This window comes from Micromonospora rubida (assembly GCF_009908295.1).
GTDB classification, from domain to species: Bacteria; Actinomycetota; Actinomycetes; order Mycobacteriales; family Micromonosporaceae; genus Micromonospora; species Micromonospora rubida.
Window position 1 is genome coordinate 832,310 of the sequence record NZ_JAAALO010000004.1, and the last position, 17,163, is coordinate 849,472.

Consider the following 17,163-nt stretch of genomic DNA (forward strand, 5'->3'; position numbering starts at 1 on the left):
GGGCTTGACGGGCCGGGATGTTTGACATTTGATAAAACCTGTCCACGCAGGAGGTCACATGTCAGGTCGTAACCGTCTCGTCGCGGCTGTCGCCGCGGCGGCGCTCGCACTCACCGTCTCCGGCTGTGGTGACTCGGAGAAGACCGATTCCCCCGATGCCGCCTCCGTCACCTACCTGACCTCCTTCGGGACGTTCGGTCGGGACTCGTACGCCTACGTCGCCCTGGAGAAGGGCTACTTCAAGGAGGCCGGGCTCAACGTCACCATCAAGCCCGGCACCGGCACCGTCGACGTCATGAAGCTGATCGGGTCGGGGCAGGCCGACTACGGCACCGGCGACCTCTCCGGGGTCATCACCACCATGGCCAAGGAGAAGATGCCAGTGCGCGCGGTGGCCGCCGTCCACCAGCGGTCCATGGCCGGCATCGCCTCGCTGGACAAGGCGATCGACTCGCCGGAGAAGCTGCCCGGCTCCAGCATCGCGGACAGCTCCGGCTCCACCAACATGATCATCTTCCCGGCGTACGCCAAGGCGGCCGGCATCGACCCCGAGTCGGTGAAGTTCGTCCCGTCCTCGCCGCAGTCGCTGCCGCAGCTGCTCGCCGCCGGCTCGGTGGACGCGATCGGCCAGTTCGCCGCAGGCAAGCCGCTGCTGGAGAAGGCGGCCGGCGGCAAGACCGTCACCATGCTGCCGTACGCGGACAAGCTGCCCGACCTGTACGGCAACGGCCTGCTGGTCTCCGCCACGAAGCTGGACAGCGACCGCGCCCAGGTCGAGAAGTTCACGGCGGCGCTGGTCAAGGGCCTGGTCTACGCGGTGGAACACCCCGAGGAAGCCGCCCAGCTGCTCAAGAAGCACGACCGGACGGCCGACGAGAAGGTCGCCGCCGCCGAGCTCACCGAGATGCGGCCGTACGTCCTGGTCGACGGCGGGTCGGCCGGAAAGCTCGACCGGACGCGGGTCGAGGCAATGATCAAGCTGCTCGCCGGCACCGGCACCCTCAAGTCGACGCCGAGCGCCGACGACCTCGGCGTCTACGACATCGCAAAGCCGTAACTTCCTCTTCGACGGCGGTGTGCGCGGCCCGTTTTGCCGCGCGCACCGCGAGGGGCGAGACCATGATCGGAATTCGTAACGTTTCGCAGATCTACCGCACCCGCGCCGGTGAGGTGGAGGCCCTGCGCGAGGTGTCGCTGGAGGTCGCCGACGGCGAGTTCGTGGCGATCGTCGGGCGGTCCGGCTGCGGCAAATCCACCCTGCTGCGGCTGGTGGCGGGCCTCCAATCGGCCACCTCCGGCGAGATAACCGTCGCCGGCACCCCGATCAACGGGCCCCGGCGGGACGTCGGCTTCATGTTCCAGCGCCCGGCGCTGCTGCCGTGGCGGTCGGTCATCGACAACGTGTTGCTGCCGACCCAGGTGTTCAAACTGGACCGGCGGGACGCCCGGGCCCGCGCGCACGAGCTGCTCGAACTGGTCGGGCTGAACGGCTTCGAGAAGCGCCTGCCGCACGAGCTCTCCGGCGGCATGCAGCAGCGGGTCTCGCTGTGCCGGGCCCTCATCCAGCAGCCCCGGGTGCTGCTGATGGACGAGCCGTTCTCCGCACTCGACGCGCTCACCCGCGCCGACCTCACGGTGGAACTCCAGCGCCTCCAGATGAAGCACGCCTCGACGGTGCTGTTCGTGACGCACTCGGTCGACGAGGCCGTGCTGCTCGCCGACCGGGTCGTCGTGCTCAGCCCGCGACCGGGCCGGCTGCGGCAGATCGTCGACATCGACATCGCCCGTCCCCGTTCGCTGGGGCACGACGGCCACTCCGCCGAACTCGGCGAACTGCGCGCCCGCCTGCACGACCTGCTCATGACCCCCGAGGAGGTGGCACGGTGACGGTCACCGAGTCCCGCCGTACCCGCCCCGACAAACCGCGTGCGGACGCCCGCTGGCTCCAGCACCTTCCGCCCGTCCTCGGCGTCGTGGCCGCCGTCGCCCTGTGGTGGGCGATCACGGTCGTCTTCGAGGTGGAGAGCTTCATCCTGCCGTCCCCGGTGCAGGTGGGGCAAGCCATGGTCGAGCAGGCCGACTACCTGTGGGACAACACCCTGGTCACCCTCGCCGAGACGCTGCTGGGCTTCCTGCTGGCCATCGCGGTCGGGGTGCCGCTGGCGCTGATCGTCACCGCCTCGCGGATGCTGGAGCGGACGGTCTACCCGCTGCTGCTGATGCTCAACGCCGTACCGAAGGTGGCCGTCGCGCCGCTGCTGGTGGTGTGGATGGGCTTCGGCCAGTTCCCCAAGGTCTTCCTGGTCTTCCTGGTCTGCTTCTTCCCGATCGTCATCTCCACCGCCGCCGGGCTCAGCTCCACCCCGGCCGACCTGGTGGAGCTGGGCCGGTCGCTGAAGACCAACTGGTGGCAGACGTTCCACATGATCCGGATGCCGGCGGCCGTCCCGCAGCTCTTCGTCGGTCTCAAGCTCGCCATCACCCTCGCCGTCATCGGCGCGGTGATCGCCGAGTTCGTCGGCGCCACCGAGGGGCTGGGCTACGCGATCGTCGCCTCCGGCGCGAGCGCCGACACCGCACTGGCCTTCGCCGCGATGATCCTGCTCGGGGTGCTGAGCGTCGCGCTGTTCTACCTGCTCGCCGCAGTCGAGCGGTTCTTCGTGCCGTGGGCGGGCCGGTCATGAGCGCGCCCGACGTCCCGCCGACGGTCCCGGTCCGGTGGCTCACCGACGCCGTCGCCTCGGTCTTCGGTGCGCTCGGCTTCTCCGCGCACGCGGCCGACCTGGTCGCCGGCTCCCTGGTGGACGCCGACATGCGGGGAATCGGCTCGCACGGCGTGATGCTGCTGCCGATGTACGTCGACCGGATCAGGGCCGGCTCGGTCAGCCGGGCCGAGCGGGCCGAGGTGGTTCGGGACAAGGGCGCCATCGCGGTGCTCGACGCCGGCCACGCGCTGGGGCAGCTCACCGGCGACCAGGCGATGCGGCTGGCGGTGGCGAAGGCCCAGACGTACGGCGTCGGCGTGGTCACCGTCCGCCGGGCGTTCCACTTCGGTGGGGCGTTCCGCTACGTGGATTTCGCCGCCCGCAACGGCTGTGTCGGCATCGCCGCGGCCAACACCCGTCCGCTGATGCCCGCCCCGGGCGGCGCCTCGGCGGTCGTCGGCAACAACCCGCTCGCGGTGGGCGTACCCCGCGCGGGCGGCAAGCCGGTGATCCTCGACGTGGCGCTGTCCGAGGCCGCGCTCGGCAAGATCCGGCTGGCCGCCGGCGCGGGCCGCGAGATCCCCGTGAGCTGGGCGACCGACGCGCAGGGGCGGCCCACCACCGACCCGGCCGCCGCGCTCAAGGGGCTGCTGCTGCCGTCCGGCGCCCACAAGGGATACGGGCTCGCCCTCATGGTCGACGTGCTCACCGGGGTGCTCTCCGGCGGGGCGTACGGCCGGGGGGTCCAGGGCCTCTACGCCGACGTGTCGGTGCCCAACGACTGCGCGCACTTCTTCCTCGCCCTGGACGCCGAGGCGTTCGCCGAGGACGCGGAGGAGATCGCCCGCCGGGTGGACGACCTGGCCGGCCAGGTGCTCGGCTCCGCGCTGGCACCCGGCGCGGAACAGGTCCACCTGCCCGGCGACATCGAAGCCGGCCGGTACGACCGGGCGGCGCGCGAGGGCGTGGCGCTCCAGCCGTCGGTCTTCGCCGGGCTGGTGGAGGTCGCCGCCGGGCTGGGCGTGCCGCTCACCGCACCGGACAGCGCCGGCTGAGCCGGCCCGGTCCGAGGAAGGAGGAGGAAGTCATGCAGGCCAGTTTCGACGCCACCGGCGAGGTGCTCGTGGTCACCGGCGGCGCCAACGGGATTGGCGCCGCCCTAGCCCACGCGTACGCCGACGCGGGCGGCACGGCCGTGGTGTTCGACGTGACACCCGGCCGACCCCACCCCGACGGGCGGGTGCACGAGCACCGGGTGGACGTGTCCGACCGGGACGCGGTGCAGTCCGCCGTGGCCCGGGTGCTCGCCGAGCACGGCCGGATCGACGCCCTGGTGGCCGGCGCGGCGGTGCAGCCCCGCTGCGACGTGGTCGACATGGACCCCGAGCAGTGGCGCCGCACGATGGCGGTGAACCTCGACGGGGTCGTCTGGTGTGCGCAGGCGGTCCTGCCGGACATGATCGCCCGCCGCTCGGGCGCGATCCTGGTCTTCGCCTCGGGCCTGGCCACCGCAGGTCGGGCGCAGGCATCGGCCTACGCGGCGAGCAAGGGGGCGTTGGTCGCCTTCGCCAAGTCGCTCGCCGCCGAGGTGGCCGAGCACCGGATCCGGGTGAACACCGTCTTCCCCGGCGTGGTGGACACCCCGCAGTTCCAGCAGGCCAACCCGACCGGCGGCGAACGGGAGCACTGGCAGCGGGCCACCGGCATCGGCGCACCGGTCGATGTGGTGGGCCCGCTGATGTTCCTGCTCTCGCCAGCCGCGACCATGACCGGATCAACCCTTACCCGGGACCGGGCGTACCCGAGGAGCGAGGCGAAATGAGCGACACGACCGAGCAGTTGCCGGTGGGAATCGTCGGTGCCGGGCCGGTCGGCCTGGTCACCGCGTTGGGCCTGGCCCACTACGGCGTACCGGTGGTCATCTTCGAGGAGGACGAGCGGCTGTCGCTGGACACCAAGGCCGGCACCGTCCTCACCCGCACCCTGGAGGTGCTGCACCGGTACGGCGCCCTGGACGACGTGCTGGCCGGGTCGCTGCGCATCGACGAGATCGGCGAGCTGGACCGGGCCACCAACACCCAGACGCTCAGCGTCCGGACCGGCGACCTGACCGAGGACACCCGGTTCCCGTTCATCATCAACATCCCGCAGCACGAGCTGGAGCCGATCCTGCGGCAGCGGCTGGACGCCACCGCCCCCGGCGCGCTGCACATGGGGCACCGGCTGCTCGACTTCGTCCAGCACCCGGACCGGGTGGACCTGCGGCTGCGTACCGCCGAGGGGGAGCGGACCGTGCCGGTGCGGTACCTGCTGGCCTGCGACGGCGGCCGGTCCGTCGTCCGGGAGCAGATCGGCGCGGTGGTCGAGGGCGAGACGTACCAGGAGCGGTACATGCTGGTCGACCTGAAGGTCGACCTGGACGTGGAGAACCCCCGCGACTACCCGTACCTGGCCTACTTCGGTGACCCGAAGGAATGGATGATCCTGGTCCGCCAGCCGCACTGCTGGCGCTTCCTCTACCCGCTGCCGGCCGGGCAGGCCGAGCCGAGCCGGGAGGAACTGGTCGACAAGGCACGCCGGTTCATCGGGGACACCAAGACCCTGGAGATCGTCGGCACCAACATCTACAACGTCCACCAGCGGGTGGCCGACCGGTGGCAGGACGGGCGGGTCTTCCTGCTCGGGGACGCCGCGCACCTGATCACGCCGATGTGGGCGCTGGGCCTGAACACCGGGGTCCTGGACGCCTCCAACCTGCCCTGGCGGATGGCCTGGGTGCTGCGCGGCTGGGCCGAGGAGAGCCTGCTCGACGGCTACCAGGTCGAGCAGGAGCCGGTCGCCACCAAGGGCTCCGCGTCGATGGCCGCCGCCGCGCGGGCCTACATGGCCCGGCGGGCGGACGACCCGGGCGTGATGACCGCCGGCAACTGGGGCAACGCGTTCACCCGGGCCATGCTCGGGGTACGTCTCGACGTGGACGGCACGGGCGACTGGTCGATGGTCGCCGCCGGGGACGAGCCGCTGCCGGTGCTGGCCGGGGCGCGCAGCCCCGACCTGCCGCTGTTCGGCCAGTCCGGCACGGTGCACCTGCACGACCTGGTCGCCGACGCCTTCGTGGCGCTGTACTTCACCGACCCGCGCCGAGGGCCGGCGCTGCCGCCGCAGGACTCGCCCGCGCTGCGGCACCACGTGGTGAGCCGGTGGGACGCGCCGCACGACTCCGGGCTGCGGGACCGGGCGCTGTTCGACCCGGGCGACCGGGTGCGCCGCCGGTTCGGGGTCGCCGACGACACCCTGGTGCTGGTCCGCCCGGACGGGCACGTCGCGGCGATCGTCCCGTTCGACCCGGCCACCGGCGTCGACACGGCCGCCCAGCTCTACGCCCGGATCACCGGCTGCCCACCGCCCCGTGACCCGGCCTGACCACCTCCCCGCCTGCGAAAGGGACGACAATGAGTAACTACGGTCACGCGACCGCTCCGGACGGAAGCCAGGTCGAGCTGGGCGCCGTCGGCCAACGGGTGGTCTTCGAGAACGACCAGGTGCGGGTCTGGGAGATCAGCCTGGAGCCCGGCGAGCAGCAGCCCTGGCACCACCACCTCAACCCGTACCTGGTGATCGCGCTGGCGGCCGCCGACAACCGGATCGACGCGCTGGCCGGCGGCGACCCGCGGCTGGTGCACGAGGCCGTCGGCGGGGTGGTCTACCGCGCGCCGGGGGAGGTCCACATGCTCACCAACCACGGCACGACCCGCTACCACAGCCGGCTCGTCGAGCTGAAGTGCCTCGGGGAGAACCTCGTGGCCGGTCAGGGCGACCAGTGAGCGACCTGCCCCCGCTCGTGCCGGCCCCGCCGGTGCCGGCCGGCGTCGACCCGCAGGAGTGGGCCAACAACCTCTCCGAGCCGTCCAACTACGGCGGCGAGGCGGCCGACCGGTCGCGGGAGGAACTGGTGCCCGCCCCGGGTGGCGTGGTGCTGGCCCGGTTCCGCGAGATCCTGCTCCAGACCGACGAGCTGGACTGGGCGGACAAGACGCTCGCCGGCCTCTCGCACAAGGCGCTGTGGCGCGACGACGAGACCGAGGCGTCCATCTCGCTGATCCGGTTCCGCGAGGGGGCCGGCATCCCGCTGCGCCACTCGCACGCGTCCAACCAGTTCATGTTCTGCCTCAGCGGCCGGTACACCTACGTGCCCACCGGGCTGACCCTCACCCCGGGCTCCTTCTACTGGAACCCGAAGGGCAGCCTGCACGGGCCCACGCTCGCCGAAGAGGAGAGCGTCCTGCTGGAGATCTACGACGGGCCGCACTACCCGACGCAGCCGCAGTGGTACACCGATCCGGCGGACGCCCACTAGCTCCACCCTCGTAAAGAGAGGATGACCATGCCCAAGCAGCAGATCGTTTCCCCCGAGCTGGCCGTCCCGAACGGTCACTTCGCCCAGGCCACCCAGATCAGGGCGCGGGGCCGGATGGTGTTCGTGTCCGGCATGACCGCCCGCAACCGCTCCGGCGGGGTCACCGGCGTCGGCGACATCACCGCCCAGACGCACCAGGTCTGCCAGAACCTGCGCGCCGCGATGACGGCCGCCGGCGGAACGCTGGAGGACATCGTGCGGGTGGACGTCTACGTCCGCAACATGGAGGACTTCAACGCCATCCACGAGGTGCGCCGGCAGTACTTCACGGGTGAGCCGCCGGCCTCGACGATGGTGGAGGTCTCCAAGTTCGTGAACAAGGACTACCTCATCGAGATCAACGCGATCGGCGTGATCGACGACGGGCAGGACGCCTGATGAGGCTCGCCAGCGTGCTCACCGAGGGCGGCCGGCGGATCGGGGTGGTGCACGGCGACACCGTCGCCGTGCTCCCCGCCGAGTTGGGCGAGCTCGACGAGGCGATCCGGGGTGGCGCGGACGCGTTGGACGCGGTCCGCGTCGCCGCGCGGCAGGTCGCGGCGGTGCCGCTGACCGGGGTCCGGCTCGACGCGCCGCTGCGCCGGTTCAACCGGGACATCCTCTGCACGGGCTGGAACTACTGGGACCACTTCGAGGAGTCGCGCGGCAAGCGGGAGGGGCAGGACCCCGCGGAACCCCCCAAGCACCCGACCTTCTTCACCAAGGGCCCGGACACGGTCGTCGGCCCGTACGACGACATCGCCTACGACCCGCGGATCTCCGCCAAGTGGGACTACGAGGCGGAGGTGGCGCTGGTCATCGGCGCGGACTGCCGCTCGGTGAGCGAGGCGGACGCGATGTCGCACGTGGCGGCGTTCTGCGTCGCCAACGACGTGTCGCAGCGTGACCTGCAACGCGCGCACGGCGGTCAGTGGCTCAAGGGCAAGAGCATCGACGCCACCATGCCGCTCGGGCCGTGGCTGACCACCGCCGACGAGGTGCCGGACCCGGCGGACCTGCGCATCCGGTGCGAGGTGAACGGCGTGGTGCTCCAGGACGCGTCGACCGCCCAGATGGCTTTCCCATTCGCACGGATCATCGCCGAACTGAGCTGGGGGATGACCCTGCGGGCCGGCGACGTGGTGCTCACCGGAACGCCGAGCGGCATCGGGAACGCCCGCGATCCGCAGGTGTTCCTGAACGACGGCGACCTGGTGGTGACCCGGGTGGAAGGGCTCGGTGAGCTGCGCAACCGAGTACGGCTCACGAAGCTGCACTGATCCCTGGCGGGTACGGGGCGGCGCAACGTGGCACCGCCCCGTACCATTCCGCCGCGGCGAAATTGGTACCATTTCCAAAGCGCGCCGGTGCGTTTGTGGGATCACCCCGAAACACCCATGAACCAGGATCATGGCCCGCATGTTCCCGACGACGACGGGACGCGGACGGCATCCACCAGCGGCTTTACCCGGAGGCACACCGTGGCAGCAACGCATCGTAGAACCGTCCTGGGTGACGCCGACGATGACGGTCGGGTCGGTGCCGGTGGAGCCGACGGGCAGCACCGCACCCTCGCCGACTCGGCGACCGCGGTCCTGCACGAGGCGATCCTCACCGGTCGGCTGCCGGCCGGCACCCCGCTGCGGCTCAACGAGATGGCCGACCTGCTCGGCATGAGCATGAGCCCGGTCCGGGAGTCGATCCGGCGGTTGGCCGCGATCGGCCTGGTCGAGGTGGTCCAGCACAAGGGCGCCTGGGTCATGCCGCTGACCGTCGAGGACGCGGTCGACACCCACGAGGCCCGGATCGCCATGGAGACGGCGCTGGTCGAGCGGGCGGCGACCCGGTTCACCGCCGCGGACGCCCGGCGGGCCGAGGCGGCACTCGACGAGCACGTCGCCGCGTCCGAGCGCGGCGACGCCACGGCTGCCCGCCGGGCGCACACCGATTTCCACTTCACCATCTACCGGGCTGCCGGCTCGCGCTGGCTGCTGCGCGGCCTGGAGCCGGTCTGGGAGAACAGCGAGCGGTACCGGTTCGCCACGGTCACCCCGACCGGGCAGAACGAGGAGCGGGTCCGGGAGCACCGGGCCATCCTCGACGCGTGCGTGGCGGGGGACGTGGCGGCGGCGGTGGCCGCCGTGCGGGTCCACATCCAGCACGCGGCCGACCGGGTGATCGGCAAGATGAACACCGACGCCGCGGAGGTGCCCGCGGCCCGGGAGCCGGGGCGCGCGCGTACCGGCAGATGACCACCGGCCCCGGTCGACCCAACCGTTAAGGAAGCCCAGTGTCCGGCATCGACATGCACGCCCACCTCGCCCCCGACCTGCGTTCCGCCGAACTTCCCGGGGTCGCGGTCGACGGCGACGGCGCGGCCCTGCTCGGCGGCAAACGGGTCGGCCCGACCGACCTCTACCACCCGGACCGGCTCGAGAGCCACCTGGACCGGGCCGGGCTGGACGAGGCGATCGTCAGCGTGCCCCCGCCCTTCTACCGCCAGCGGTTGTCCGCGCCGGAGGCGACCGCGTGGGTCCGAGCGGTCAACGACGGCCTGCTGGCCGTGGTCGCCGACCGGCCCCGACTCACCCCGCTGGTGTACCTGCCGTTCGAACACCCCGAGGTGGCGCTCGCCGAGTATGACCGGATCGCCGTCGACGACCGCTGGGCCGGGGTGGTCGGTGCCGCCGGCGGAGACGCCGGACCGCTGGACGGCCCGGCGCTGCGCCCGCTGTGGCAGCGTCTCGACGCGGACCGGCGCACCCTGCAACTGCATCCCGCGCACTCGGCGGATCCCCGGTTGGAGCCCTACTACCTGGCCAACCTGCTGGGGAACCCGGTCGAGACGACGGTGGCGGTGGCCCAGCTCGTCTTCGGTGGGGTGCTCGGCGAGCACCCGGGGATCCGGTTCGTGCTGGTGCACTGCGGCGGTTGCGTGCCGGCGGTGGTCGGTCGCTGGGAGCGCGGGCACACCACCACCCGGCCGGGCGTACCGGTGCTGTCGCCCACCCCGGCCGAGGCGGTGCGCAGCCTGTACGTCGACAACCTGGCCCATGACCCGGCGGTGGTCGACCTGGCGGTGTCGGTCTTCGGCGCGGACCGGCTGGTGCTCGGCAGTGACTGGCCGTTCCCGATGGGCGCCGCCGACCCGGCCGCCACGGTGACCCACCGGGGCGGGGACTACGCCCGGCAGGTGGCCACCGACAATGCGGCGCGGGCCCTGGGACGGGCACCCTGGTGATTGTGTGGCCGCGCCGAAGGGTGTGATCGGATACGCCGACAGGTCGAGATGGCAAGCGCTGGCGCTGCCACGGAGGAGGCGTACCGGTGGACGAGACGACGCTGCTGGTCGGTCGCGGCCTGACCAAGCGGTACGACGGGGTGACCGCGTTGGCGGACGTGTCGTTCGAGCTGCGAGCCGGGGAGATCCTCGGGCTGGTCGGGCCGAACTCAGCCGGCAAGACGACGCTGGTGGACCTGATCTCCGGTGCGCAACCGGCCACCGCCGGTGAGCTGCTGCTGCGTGGGCAGCGGCTCACCGGACCGGCCTCCCGCCGAACCCGGGTCGGGCTCGGCCGCACCTTCCAGCACCCGCAGTTGGAGCTGCGCCTGAGCGTCCTGGACAACCTGCTGCTCGGTCGGCACGCGCAACGGCACAACACGCCGTGGCGGAAGATCGCCGGCACGTTCACCGGTGGGGCGCGGCCGCACCGGGCGGCCGACCGCGAGGGCGTCCGCCAGTTGGCGAATGAACTGGGCATCGGGGGCCTCGACCGCGAGGCAGGCGACCTGGCCCCGAGCGAGCAACGACTCGTCGAGGTCGGTCGGGCACTGGGCCAGGACCCGGTGGTGCTGCTGCTCGACGAGCCCTTCGCCGGCTCCGACGCGCAGGGCGTGGCCGCTGTCGCCAAGGCGATCCGGAAGGTCCAGCGGCGGGGCCACGGGGTGATCCTGGTCGACCACAACGTGGAACTGGTCGCCCGACTGGCCGACCGGGTGCTGCTGCTCGACCGGGGCCGGGTCGCCTTCGACGGCGATCCCCGGGAGTGCCTGGCGAGCCCGCAGATGCGGCAGGTCTACCTCGGCTCGACCGACGCCGACTGATCACGCCGGGTGACCACACCGACGTCGAGGACCGAGTGGCGGCCGGTGCCGTGACCAACGACGCGCCGGCGGAGCCGACGCCCTGGCGCTGTCCGACGATGACGTGCCACGCCAGGGGAGGCCAGGGCCCCGGCCAGGTCGTGACGGTCTCCGGCTTGGCAGGCTCCAGGGGAGGCGTGCTGCCGACATCATCGGCTCCTGCCGGGTTGGCCTTCGCCGGGTCGGCTCCTGCCGGGTCGGCCTACCCTCCGTTGGCCCCTATGGAGCTGCCCCGTTTGTGCTACCGATGGAGCGGGCGCGTAGACGGGGCAGCTCCATAGGGGCCGAAGGGCAGGTGCCGGCCCATTCGTCAGGCCGCCAACCGACCGTCCGGCGTACGGGGCGGCATGACACGGCATGGCACGGCATCGGGCGGCATAGGGGCGACCTCCCGGGGCATTCGCGGGAGCCTGCTCGCCACCTCCGTGGCGGCGGGGAGCCGACCGCGCTGGGCCGTCCTCGGCAGCCCTCGGCGACGGATCAGAACGTCGGAGCCAGGTAGAGGAGCCAGTTGGGTGAGCCGGCGCCCGGGTTGAGCACCGCTGGGTTGGCGACGCCGAACAGGAAGCTCGTCACCTGGGCCGGCGTCCACGTCGGGTAGTTGCTCAGCACCCGGGCCGCCGCCCCGGCCACGTGCGGCGCGGCGTGTGAGGTGCCGCTCAGCGACTGCACCGCCGTGGTCGAGTTGATCCAGGTGGACATGATGCCCACGCCAGGGGCGAAGATGTCCACGCAGGGGCCGTAGTTCGAGAAGCTGGCCCGACTGTCGTTCGACTGCGTCGCGGCCACGGTCAGCACGGTCGGCACCGACCCGGGTGAGAAGTTGCAGGCGTTGGCGTTCGAGTTACCGGCAGGGACCGTCACGGTGATGCCGTCGGCGACGGCGTTGGCCACTGCGGTGTTGAGCGCGTTGTTGAGGGTGGACTGGATCCCGATGTTCGCGACGGCGGGCTGTCCTGCCTGGTGGTCGACGACCATCCAGTTGATGCCGCTGATCAGGATCGACAGGGTGCTGGGCAGGACGCAGTCGAACACCTTGACCGCGACCAGCACGACGTCCTTGGCCACCCCGTACGTCGTCCCGCCGACGGTTCCGGCGGCATGGGTGCCGTGCCCGCTGCAGTCGTCCGCCGGCAACATGCCGTCGACCGCGTCATAGCCGTAGATCGCCTGACCGCCGAAATTCTGGTGCGCGATGTTGATCCCGGAGTCGACGATGTACGCCCTGACTCCGGTGCCCTGGCTGGCGTAACTGTAGGTGCCGCTGAGCCCCAGCGGCGCGTCGATCCGGTCGAGGTTCCATGGCGCGTTCTGTTGCGTGGTGGCCAACGTGGTCAACCGGTCCTGCTCGACGTGGGCCACCGCCCGGTCGGCGGCCAGCCGGCGGGCGACCGCCTCCGACGTCCGCACCGAGAAGCCGTTCAGGGCGTCGCCCCAGACCTGGTCCGGGTTCACGCCGTATCGGCCGGCCAGGCCGCCGACCACGCCGGACACCGTGGTCCGGTCGCCGACCGCGCTCTCCTTGAGCGTGACGATGTAGCTGCCGGGAACCGCCGTCGCGCTGCCGGCGCCCAGGATCTCACCGATCGCACCTGATGCCGGCCCGGCCGCGGCTGCCGGAGACGCCGGACCGGCGAGCATGGCGGCGGCCAGGGTGGTGGTGGCGAGGACGGCCATGGCGGCCAGCCCGGGTCGACGGGTGTGGGTGGAGATCGCCCTGTGGCGGAGTCTCATCTCTGCGCCATCCCTCTGCTCCGGCCAGTCCATCGTGCTCGTGACGCCGATGGAATGGTCTGATCGGTTTCCGGGATCGTACTGCCCGATTGACCGGATGGCGATTGACTGAATGCGTCTACCAATTGACGGAGTTCTTTTTAGCGTGGGTTGATAATTATTGTTCCCGCGTGTATCAGGAGGTCGTATGAGGGCTCGCGCTCCTGATCAACGAGATTCGGCCGGCCCTCGCATCTCCAGCACCCCAGGTACGGCAACGCGGACCGATCTGCGGTGGGGACAGGAGCGCATCCCCGAAGCAGATCGGCCCGCGGCCGGTCGACTCAGCTGACGGTGACGGGGACGGTCTTCGGCGGCTGTTGCAGCTGACCGTAGTTGTCGGTTCCCCTGACCGAGACGGTGTAGGCGCCCGCCGGGATCACCGGTGACGTGTACGCGAAGTTCGACCCCGGGGATCCCGGGCTGGTGAGGAAGACCGAGATCCACGGGAAGTTGCCCGGGACGGACGGCGTGCTGAACACGCCGGCGGCGTTCATCCCCTGGCCCGCGCCGTTGACGATCTGGACGTCCACCCGAAGCATCCCGACGTCGTCCACGGCACGTCCGGTGACGACGATCCGCGAGTCCGTGTAGACCTCGCCGTTCTGCGGGGTGAGGCTCGGCTCCAGCTGTGGGTCGAGATCGCCCGGATACACGAGGTACCGGGCGGTGGCGCCGGAGGTCGAACCGTCCTGCTGGCCCGCCGTGTCGACGGCCCACGCCTCGACGCTGTACTCACCCTTCGTCGGCAAATCGATCGACAGGGTGAACGTGGTGCTCGTCGCGCCCGGCGAGGCGAGGGTGGCGTTCACCGTGGCGAAGCTCGCCGCCATGGTGCCGTTCGGCTGCACGTACCGGCCGGTGTCGAGGTCGCGCAGCGCCACCCGCACGCTCTGCACGCCAATGTTGTCGGTCGCGGTGCCGGCCAGGTTGAGGTGCAACTGCTCGATGTTCTGGTCGACACCGGTGAAGTTCAACAGGCCGTTCGGGAAGGCGTCACCGGGCACCTGGGCGGTGACGGTGAGCCGGCCCAGGTTGGCGTTCGTCGTGGTCAGGCCCAGGTTGTCGGTGGCCCGCACCCGGAAGTCGTACACCCCGGGCGTGAGCGGCACGGTGGTGTAGGACCAGTTGTACGACGCGGCGTTCAGGTTCGTCGGTGAGACCCGGTGGTAGGCCGCGACCGAGTCGGCGCTCCACGTGCCGTCGGCGGCCAGCGCCTCGCGCGTGGTGTTGTTGCGCAGGTAGATCTCAACCGACTTCAGGGCGCCGTCGTCGCTGGCGGTCCCCGAGAACGTGATCGAGCCGCCCGGCGCGACGGTGAGCGGTGCGGCGGCGGTGGGCGGCGTCATCGGCGTGGGGGCGCTGATGGCCACCGACGGCGCGACGCCGCTCGCCGAGATGATCCAGTCCCGGGTGTCGCCGCGCAGGTCGCTCTGACCGGCGTTGTCGATGGCGGTGGCCGTCATCTTCCAGTCGCCCTCGGTGGGGAGGGTCACCTCGACCTGCCAGGTGGTCGACAGCGCGCCGATGACGTCCGGCTCGCCCCGGAACGTGTTGTAGACCGGTGCGGCCGTCCCGTCGTCCTGGAGGTAATAGTTGTCCGACCTGCGGAACGAGTACGTCATCGCGCTGACGCCCTTGTCGTCGCTCGCGGTGCCGGTCGCGATGAAGCTCTGAGCGGCGACCAAACCGCTGGGCGGCGAGGTGATCTTCGTCGTCGGCGGCAGGTCGTCGAAGCTGAAGGTCTCGATCTTCTTGACGGCCTTCGAGGCATCGCTCTGGCCGCTGTTACCGAACGTCTTCGCCTGGACCTGGTATTCGCCGACGGGCAGCGACACCGTGAGGGACCACGAGGTCGAGGCGGTGTTCACCGCTGCCACTACCGCGTTGATGCTGTTGGCGGCGCCCCACGTCGTCAGGTCGTCCTGCAGGTACTTCTTGGAACCCCGGTTCTGGATCTCGATCCCGACCTTGGTGACGCCGGCCGGGGAGGTCGCCTGACCGCCGAGCGCGAACGGCGCGTTGGCCTGCTTGACCGCCCCCTCGATGGGCGTGACGATCGTCGTGTCGACCGGCGAGGGCGCCGGTGCCTGGGTGAGGTCGAAGAAGCCGACCCGCCCCGCCGGCAGGCCGCCCTTGGTGTTGCCGTCACCACCGACGAAGAGGCCGCGCGGGGTGGCCAGCATCGCCTTCTCCCCCTCGTACGAGCTGGAGCCCGGGTTCCACTCGATGGCCGTGCCCGTGGCCGGGTCGAGTGCGCCGAGGTGGTCACGGCGGACCACCTGGTCGCCGAGACCGTAGCCGCTCAGGCCCTGGCCCGTGCCGTACCCGACGTTGTCCAGGCCGGGCCACGGGACGTTGGAGGTCGGCGATTCCTGCCAACTGAAGTGCCCGCCGACGTACACGGCCGTCTCGGTGATGGCGACCGAGTAGATGCTGTCGAAGTGACGCGACACCCAGATCGGCTCGACGTGGTCGGCGCCGGTCACCGGGAACGCGATCGCCGTGTCGTTGATCGGCGGGCGGTCGCCTCCGGAACCGCTGGTGACGACGAAGTAGGAGTCGTCCGGCGCGACGTCACCGGCGAAGACCCGCTGGATGCCGCCGACGAAGGAGAGGTTGTCCTCCCACAGGCGGGTGCGCCACGGCAGGAGGGCCTTGGTGGCGGTGTCGACGAGACCGACGCCGTAGCGGTCCTGGCCGTTGATCTGACGACCGGTGTGGATGACCAGCAGCCTGCTGCCGTCGTGCGTCAGCTTGAGCTGCTGCACGGTGAGCATGCCGCCGACGCCGATGCCGCCGGACAGGGGCAGGTTGAACCCGCTGTCGACCGCCCCCGTCGTCGGGTTGAGCGCGACCAGCCCGCTGCGGTTCACGTTGTTCACCTTCGTGAACTGGCCGCCCACGTACACCGCGGTGCTGCTCACGGCCAGAGCGGTCCCGCGCCCGTTCCCCTGCGCGGTGAACGCCGCGATCGGGGCGCCGGTGACCGGGTCGAGCCGTACGATCTTGCGCTTCGTCAGGCCACCGACCGTGTTGAACGAGCCGGCGACATAGAGCGACGAGCCGTCCGGCGAGGCCTCGACGGCCTCGACGGATCCGTCGAACGTCGGCTGGAAGCCGGTGTCGACCAGGCCCGTGTCGATGTTGTACGAAGCCAGCGACGGCTGCGCCACCGGCGTCCCGCCGACGTTGGCGATCGCGCTGAAGGAGCCGGCGACGAAGACCCGGTTGCCGATCACCTCGATGTCGGTGATCTCGCCGTCGGTGATCCTCGGCACGTCATTGCGCGGCGTAGTGGGAACCAGCCCGGTGTGCCCCGGCACCGATTGGGCCGAGGCCGTGCGGACGGCCGTGCGAGCCGCATCGCCGCCGATCGTTTTCGTGGCGGCGCGAGCACTGGCGCTCGCGACGTCGTCGGCGGCACTTCCCGGCACAGTGCCCGCAGTCGCCGGTTGGCCTGTCAACAGCACAGCCCCGGCGACCAGACCCGCGATGGCGCGGCTCCGAACGTGCATCGAGACAACCCCCTGTAAACGCCTGAATCGCGCCACCGGGTCGATTCCCGGCAGCGTCCATCCCCTGGCGTGCCGGGAGTCACCGTAGGAGGTCGTAGTCCAATGTGCACTGAGGCTCGTCGGAAACCCGACCGATCGACATCCGTTCCGGCCCTACCGGCCGGGTCCGCCGCCCTTGGCTCCAAACCCGCTCCACCAATCGGATCGGATCGGTGCGGCGGAGGAATCGACGAGGCCTCAGCACCACGGTCCCGACACGCCCGGACTCGACATGTGGGGTGTGACAACGCCGCAGTCCCTATATATGGTGTTGACCGTAGCTGGTTCGGCCGCTCCTCCGGGGCGTCCGAGGCAAGAGGGAACCCGGTGGAAATCCGGGACTGCCCCGCAGCGGTGAGTGGGAACGACCGCCGTCATCAGCACTGGGCCGCCTGCGGCCTGGGAAGCGACGGCCAGTAGAAGACCGGTGAGCCCGGTCACGCCCGCGAGTCCGAAGACCTGCCAGCGCGCCGCGTACCCATACCGGGGTGGGCGGCGGTCCGAGGCCGCGTGGGACGGCCGACGCCACCTGACCCGCGCCCCGCCGGCGTGACGTCCGCCGGTGTCTGTCTCCACGCGTCCGAAGGCC

The 17,163-nt window shown here is 71.1% G+C and carries 15 protein-coding genes and 1 riboswitch; of the genes, 13 read left to right on the plus strand and 2 right to left on the minus strand.

Annotated features, from left to right (window positions below; translation table 11 throughout):
• The first annotated feature begins 58 nt into the window (after positions 1–58).
• From GVV04_RS18400 to GVV04_RS18460, 13 genes are all read left to right on the plus strand, one after another.
• Positions 59–1,057, plus strand: coding sequence for an ABC transporter substrate-binding protein (locus GVV04_RS18400; RefSeq protein ID WP_161689230.1), 999 nt, complete (start codon positions 59–61; stop codon positions 1,055–1,057).
• A gap of 62 nt (positions 1,058–1,119) precedes the next feature.
• On the plus strand, positions 1,120–1,887 hold the full coding sequence (locus tag GVV04_RS18405) for an ABC transporter ATP-binding protein (RefSeq protein ID WP_161689231.1): 768 nt from the start codon (positions 1,120–1,122) through the stop codon (positions 1,885–1,887).
• On the plus strand, positions 1,884–2,684 hold the full coding sequence (locus GVV04_RS18410) for an ABC transporter permease (RefSeq protein ID WP_161689232.1): 801 nt from the start codon (positions 1,884–1,886) through the stop codon (positions 2,682–2,684). Before GVV04_RS18405 ends, GVV04_RS18410 begins: the two co-directional genes overlap by 4 nt.
• Positions 2,681–3,760, plus strand: coding sequence for an Ldh family oxidoreductase (locus tag GVV04_RS18415; RefSeq protein WP_161689233.1), 1,080 nt, complete (start codon positions 2,681–2,683; stop codon positions 3,758–3,760). The genes GVV04_RS18410 and GVV04_RS18415 overlap by 4 nt, the downstream gene beginning before the upstream one ends.
• 32 nt (positions 3,761–3,792) lie before the next feature.
• Positions 3,793–4,527, plus strand: a complete 735-nt coding sequence (locus GVV04_RS18420) for an SDR family NAD(P)-dependent oxidoreductase (protein WP_161689235.1) — start codon at positions 3,793–3,795, stop codon at positions 4,525–4,527.
• Positions 4,524–6,128, plus strand: coding sequence for an FAD-dependent monooxygenase (locus tag GVV04_RS18425; protein WP_161689237.1), 1,605 nt, complete (start codon positions 4,524–4,526; stop codon positions 6,126–6,128). The genes GVV04_RS18420 and GVV04_RS18425 overlap by 4 nt, the downstream gene beginning before the upstream one ends.
• Before the next feature lie 29 nt (positions 6,129–6,157).
• Complete coding sequence (locus GVV04_RS18430) at positions 6,158–6,529, plus strand: cupin domain-containing protein (RefSeq protein ID WP_161689239.1); 372 nt, start codon at positions 6,158–6,160, stop codon at positions 6,527–6,529.
• Positions 6,526–7,062: a cupin domain-containing protein gene (locus GVV04_RS32235; RefSeq protein ID WP_201753597.1), complete on the plus strand. Its 537-nt coding sequence runs from the start codon at positions 6,526–6,528 to the stop codon at positions 7,060–7,062. Before GVV04_RS18430 ends, GVV04_RS32235 begins: the two co-directional genes overlap by 4 nt.
• A gap of 27 nt (positions 7,063–7,089) precedes the next feature.
• A complete protein-coding gene (locus tag GVV04_RS18440) occupies positions 7,090–7,500 on the plus strand; it encodes a RidA family protein (protein WP_161689241.1) in 411 nt (136 codons plus the stop codon).
• On the plus strand, positions 7,500–8,381 hold the full coding sequence (locus GVV04_RS18445) for a fumarylacetoacetate hydrolase family protein (protein ID WP_161689243.1): 882 nt from the start codon (positions 7,500–7,502) through the stop codon (positions 8,379–8,381). The genes GVV04_RS18440 and GVV04_RS18445 overlap by 1 nt, the downstream gene beginning before the upstream one ends.
• Before the next feature lie 201 nt (positions 8,382–8,582).
• Positions 8,583–9,353, plus strand: coding sequence for a GntR family transcriptional regulator (locus GVV04_RS18450; protein WP_201753598.1), 771 nt, complete (start codon positions 8,583–8,585; stop codon positions 9,351–9,353).
• A gap of 38 nt (positions 9,354–9,391) precedes the next feature.
• Positions 9,392–10,342: an amidohydrolase family protein gene (locus GVV04_RS18455; protein ID WP_161689245.1), complete on the plus strand. Its 951-nt coding sequence runs from the start codon at positions 9,392–9,394 to the stop codon at positions 10,340–10,342.
• Between the two features lie 86 nt (positions 10,343–10,428).
• The gene (locus GVV04_RS18460) at positions 10,429–11,205 is read left to right on the plus strand and encodes an ABC transporter ATP-binding protein (protein ID WP_201753599.1); all 777 of its coding nucleotides are present in this window, start codon (positions 10,429–10,431) and stop codon (positions 11,203–11,205) included.
• 519 nt (positions 11,206–11,724) lie between these two features.
• Here GVV04_RS18460 and GVV04_RS18465 read toward each other — a convergent pair.
• Entirely contained in the window at positions 11,725–12,978 is a 1,254-nt protein-coding gene (locus GVV04_RS18465; protein WP_161689247.1) for a S8 family peptidase, read from the minus strand.
• A gap of 323 nt (positions 12,979–13,301) precedes the next feature.
• A complete protein-coding gene (locus tag GVV04_RS18470; RefSeq protein ID WP_328822440.1) occupies positions 13,302–16,571 on the minus strand; it encodes a phage tail protein in 3,270 nt (1,089 codons plus the stop codon).
• Between the two features lie 268 nt (positions 16,572–16,839).
• Positions 16,840–17,055, plus strand: a riboswitch (cobalamin riboswitch).
• The last annotated feature ends 108 nt before the right edge of the window (positions 17,056–17,163 follow it).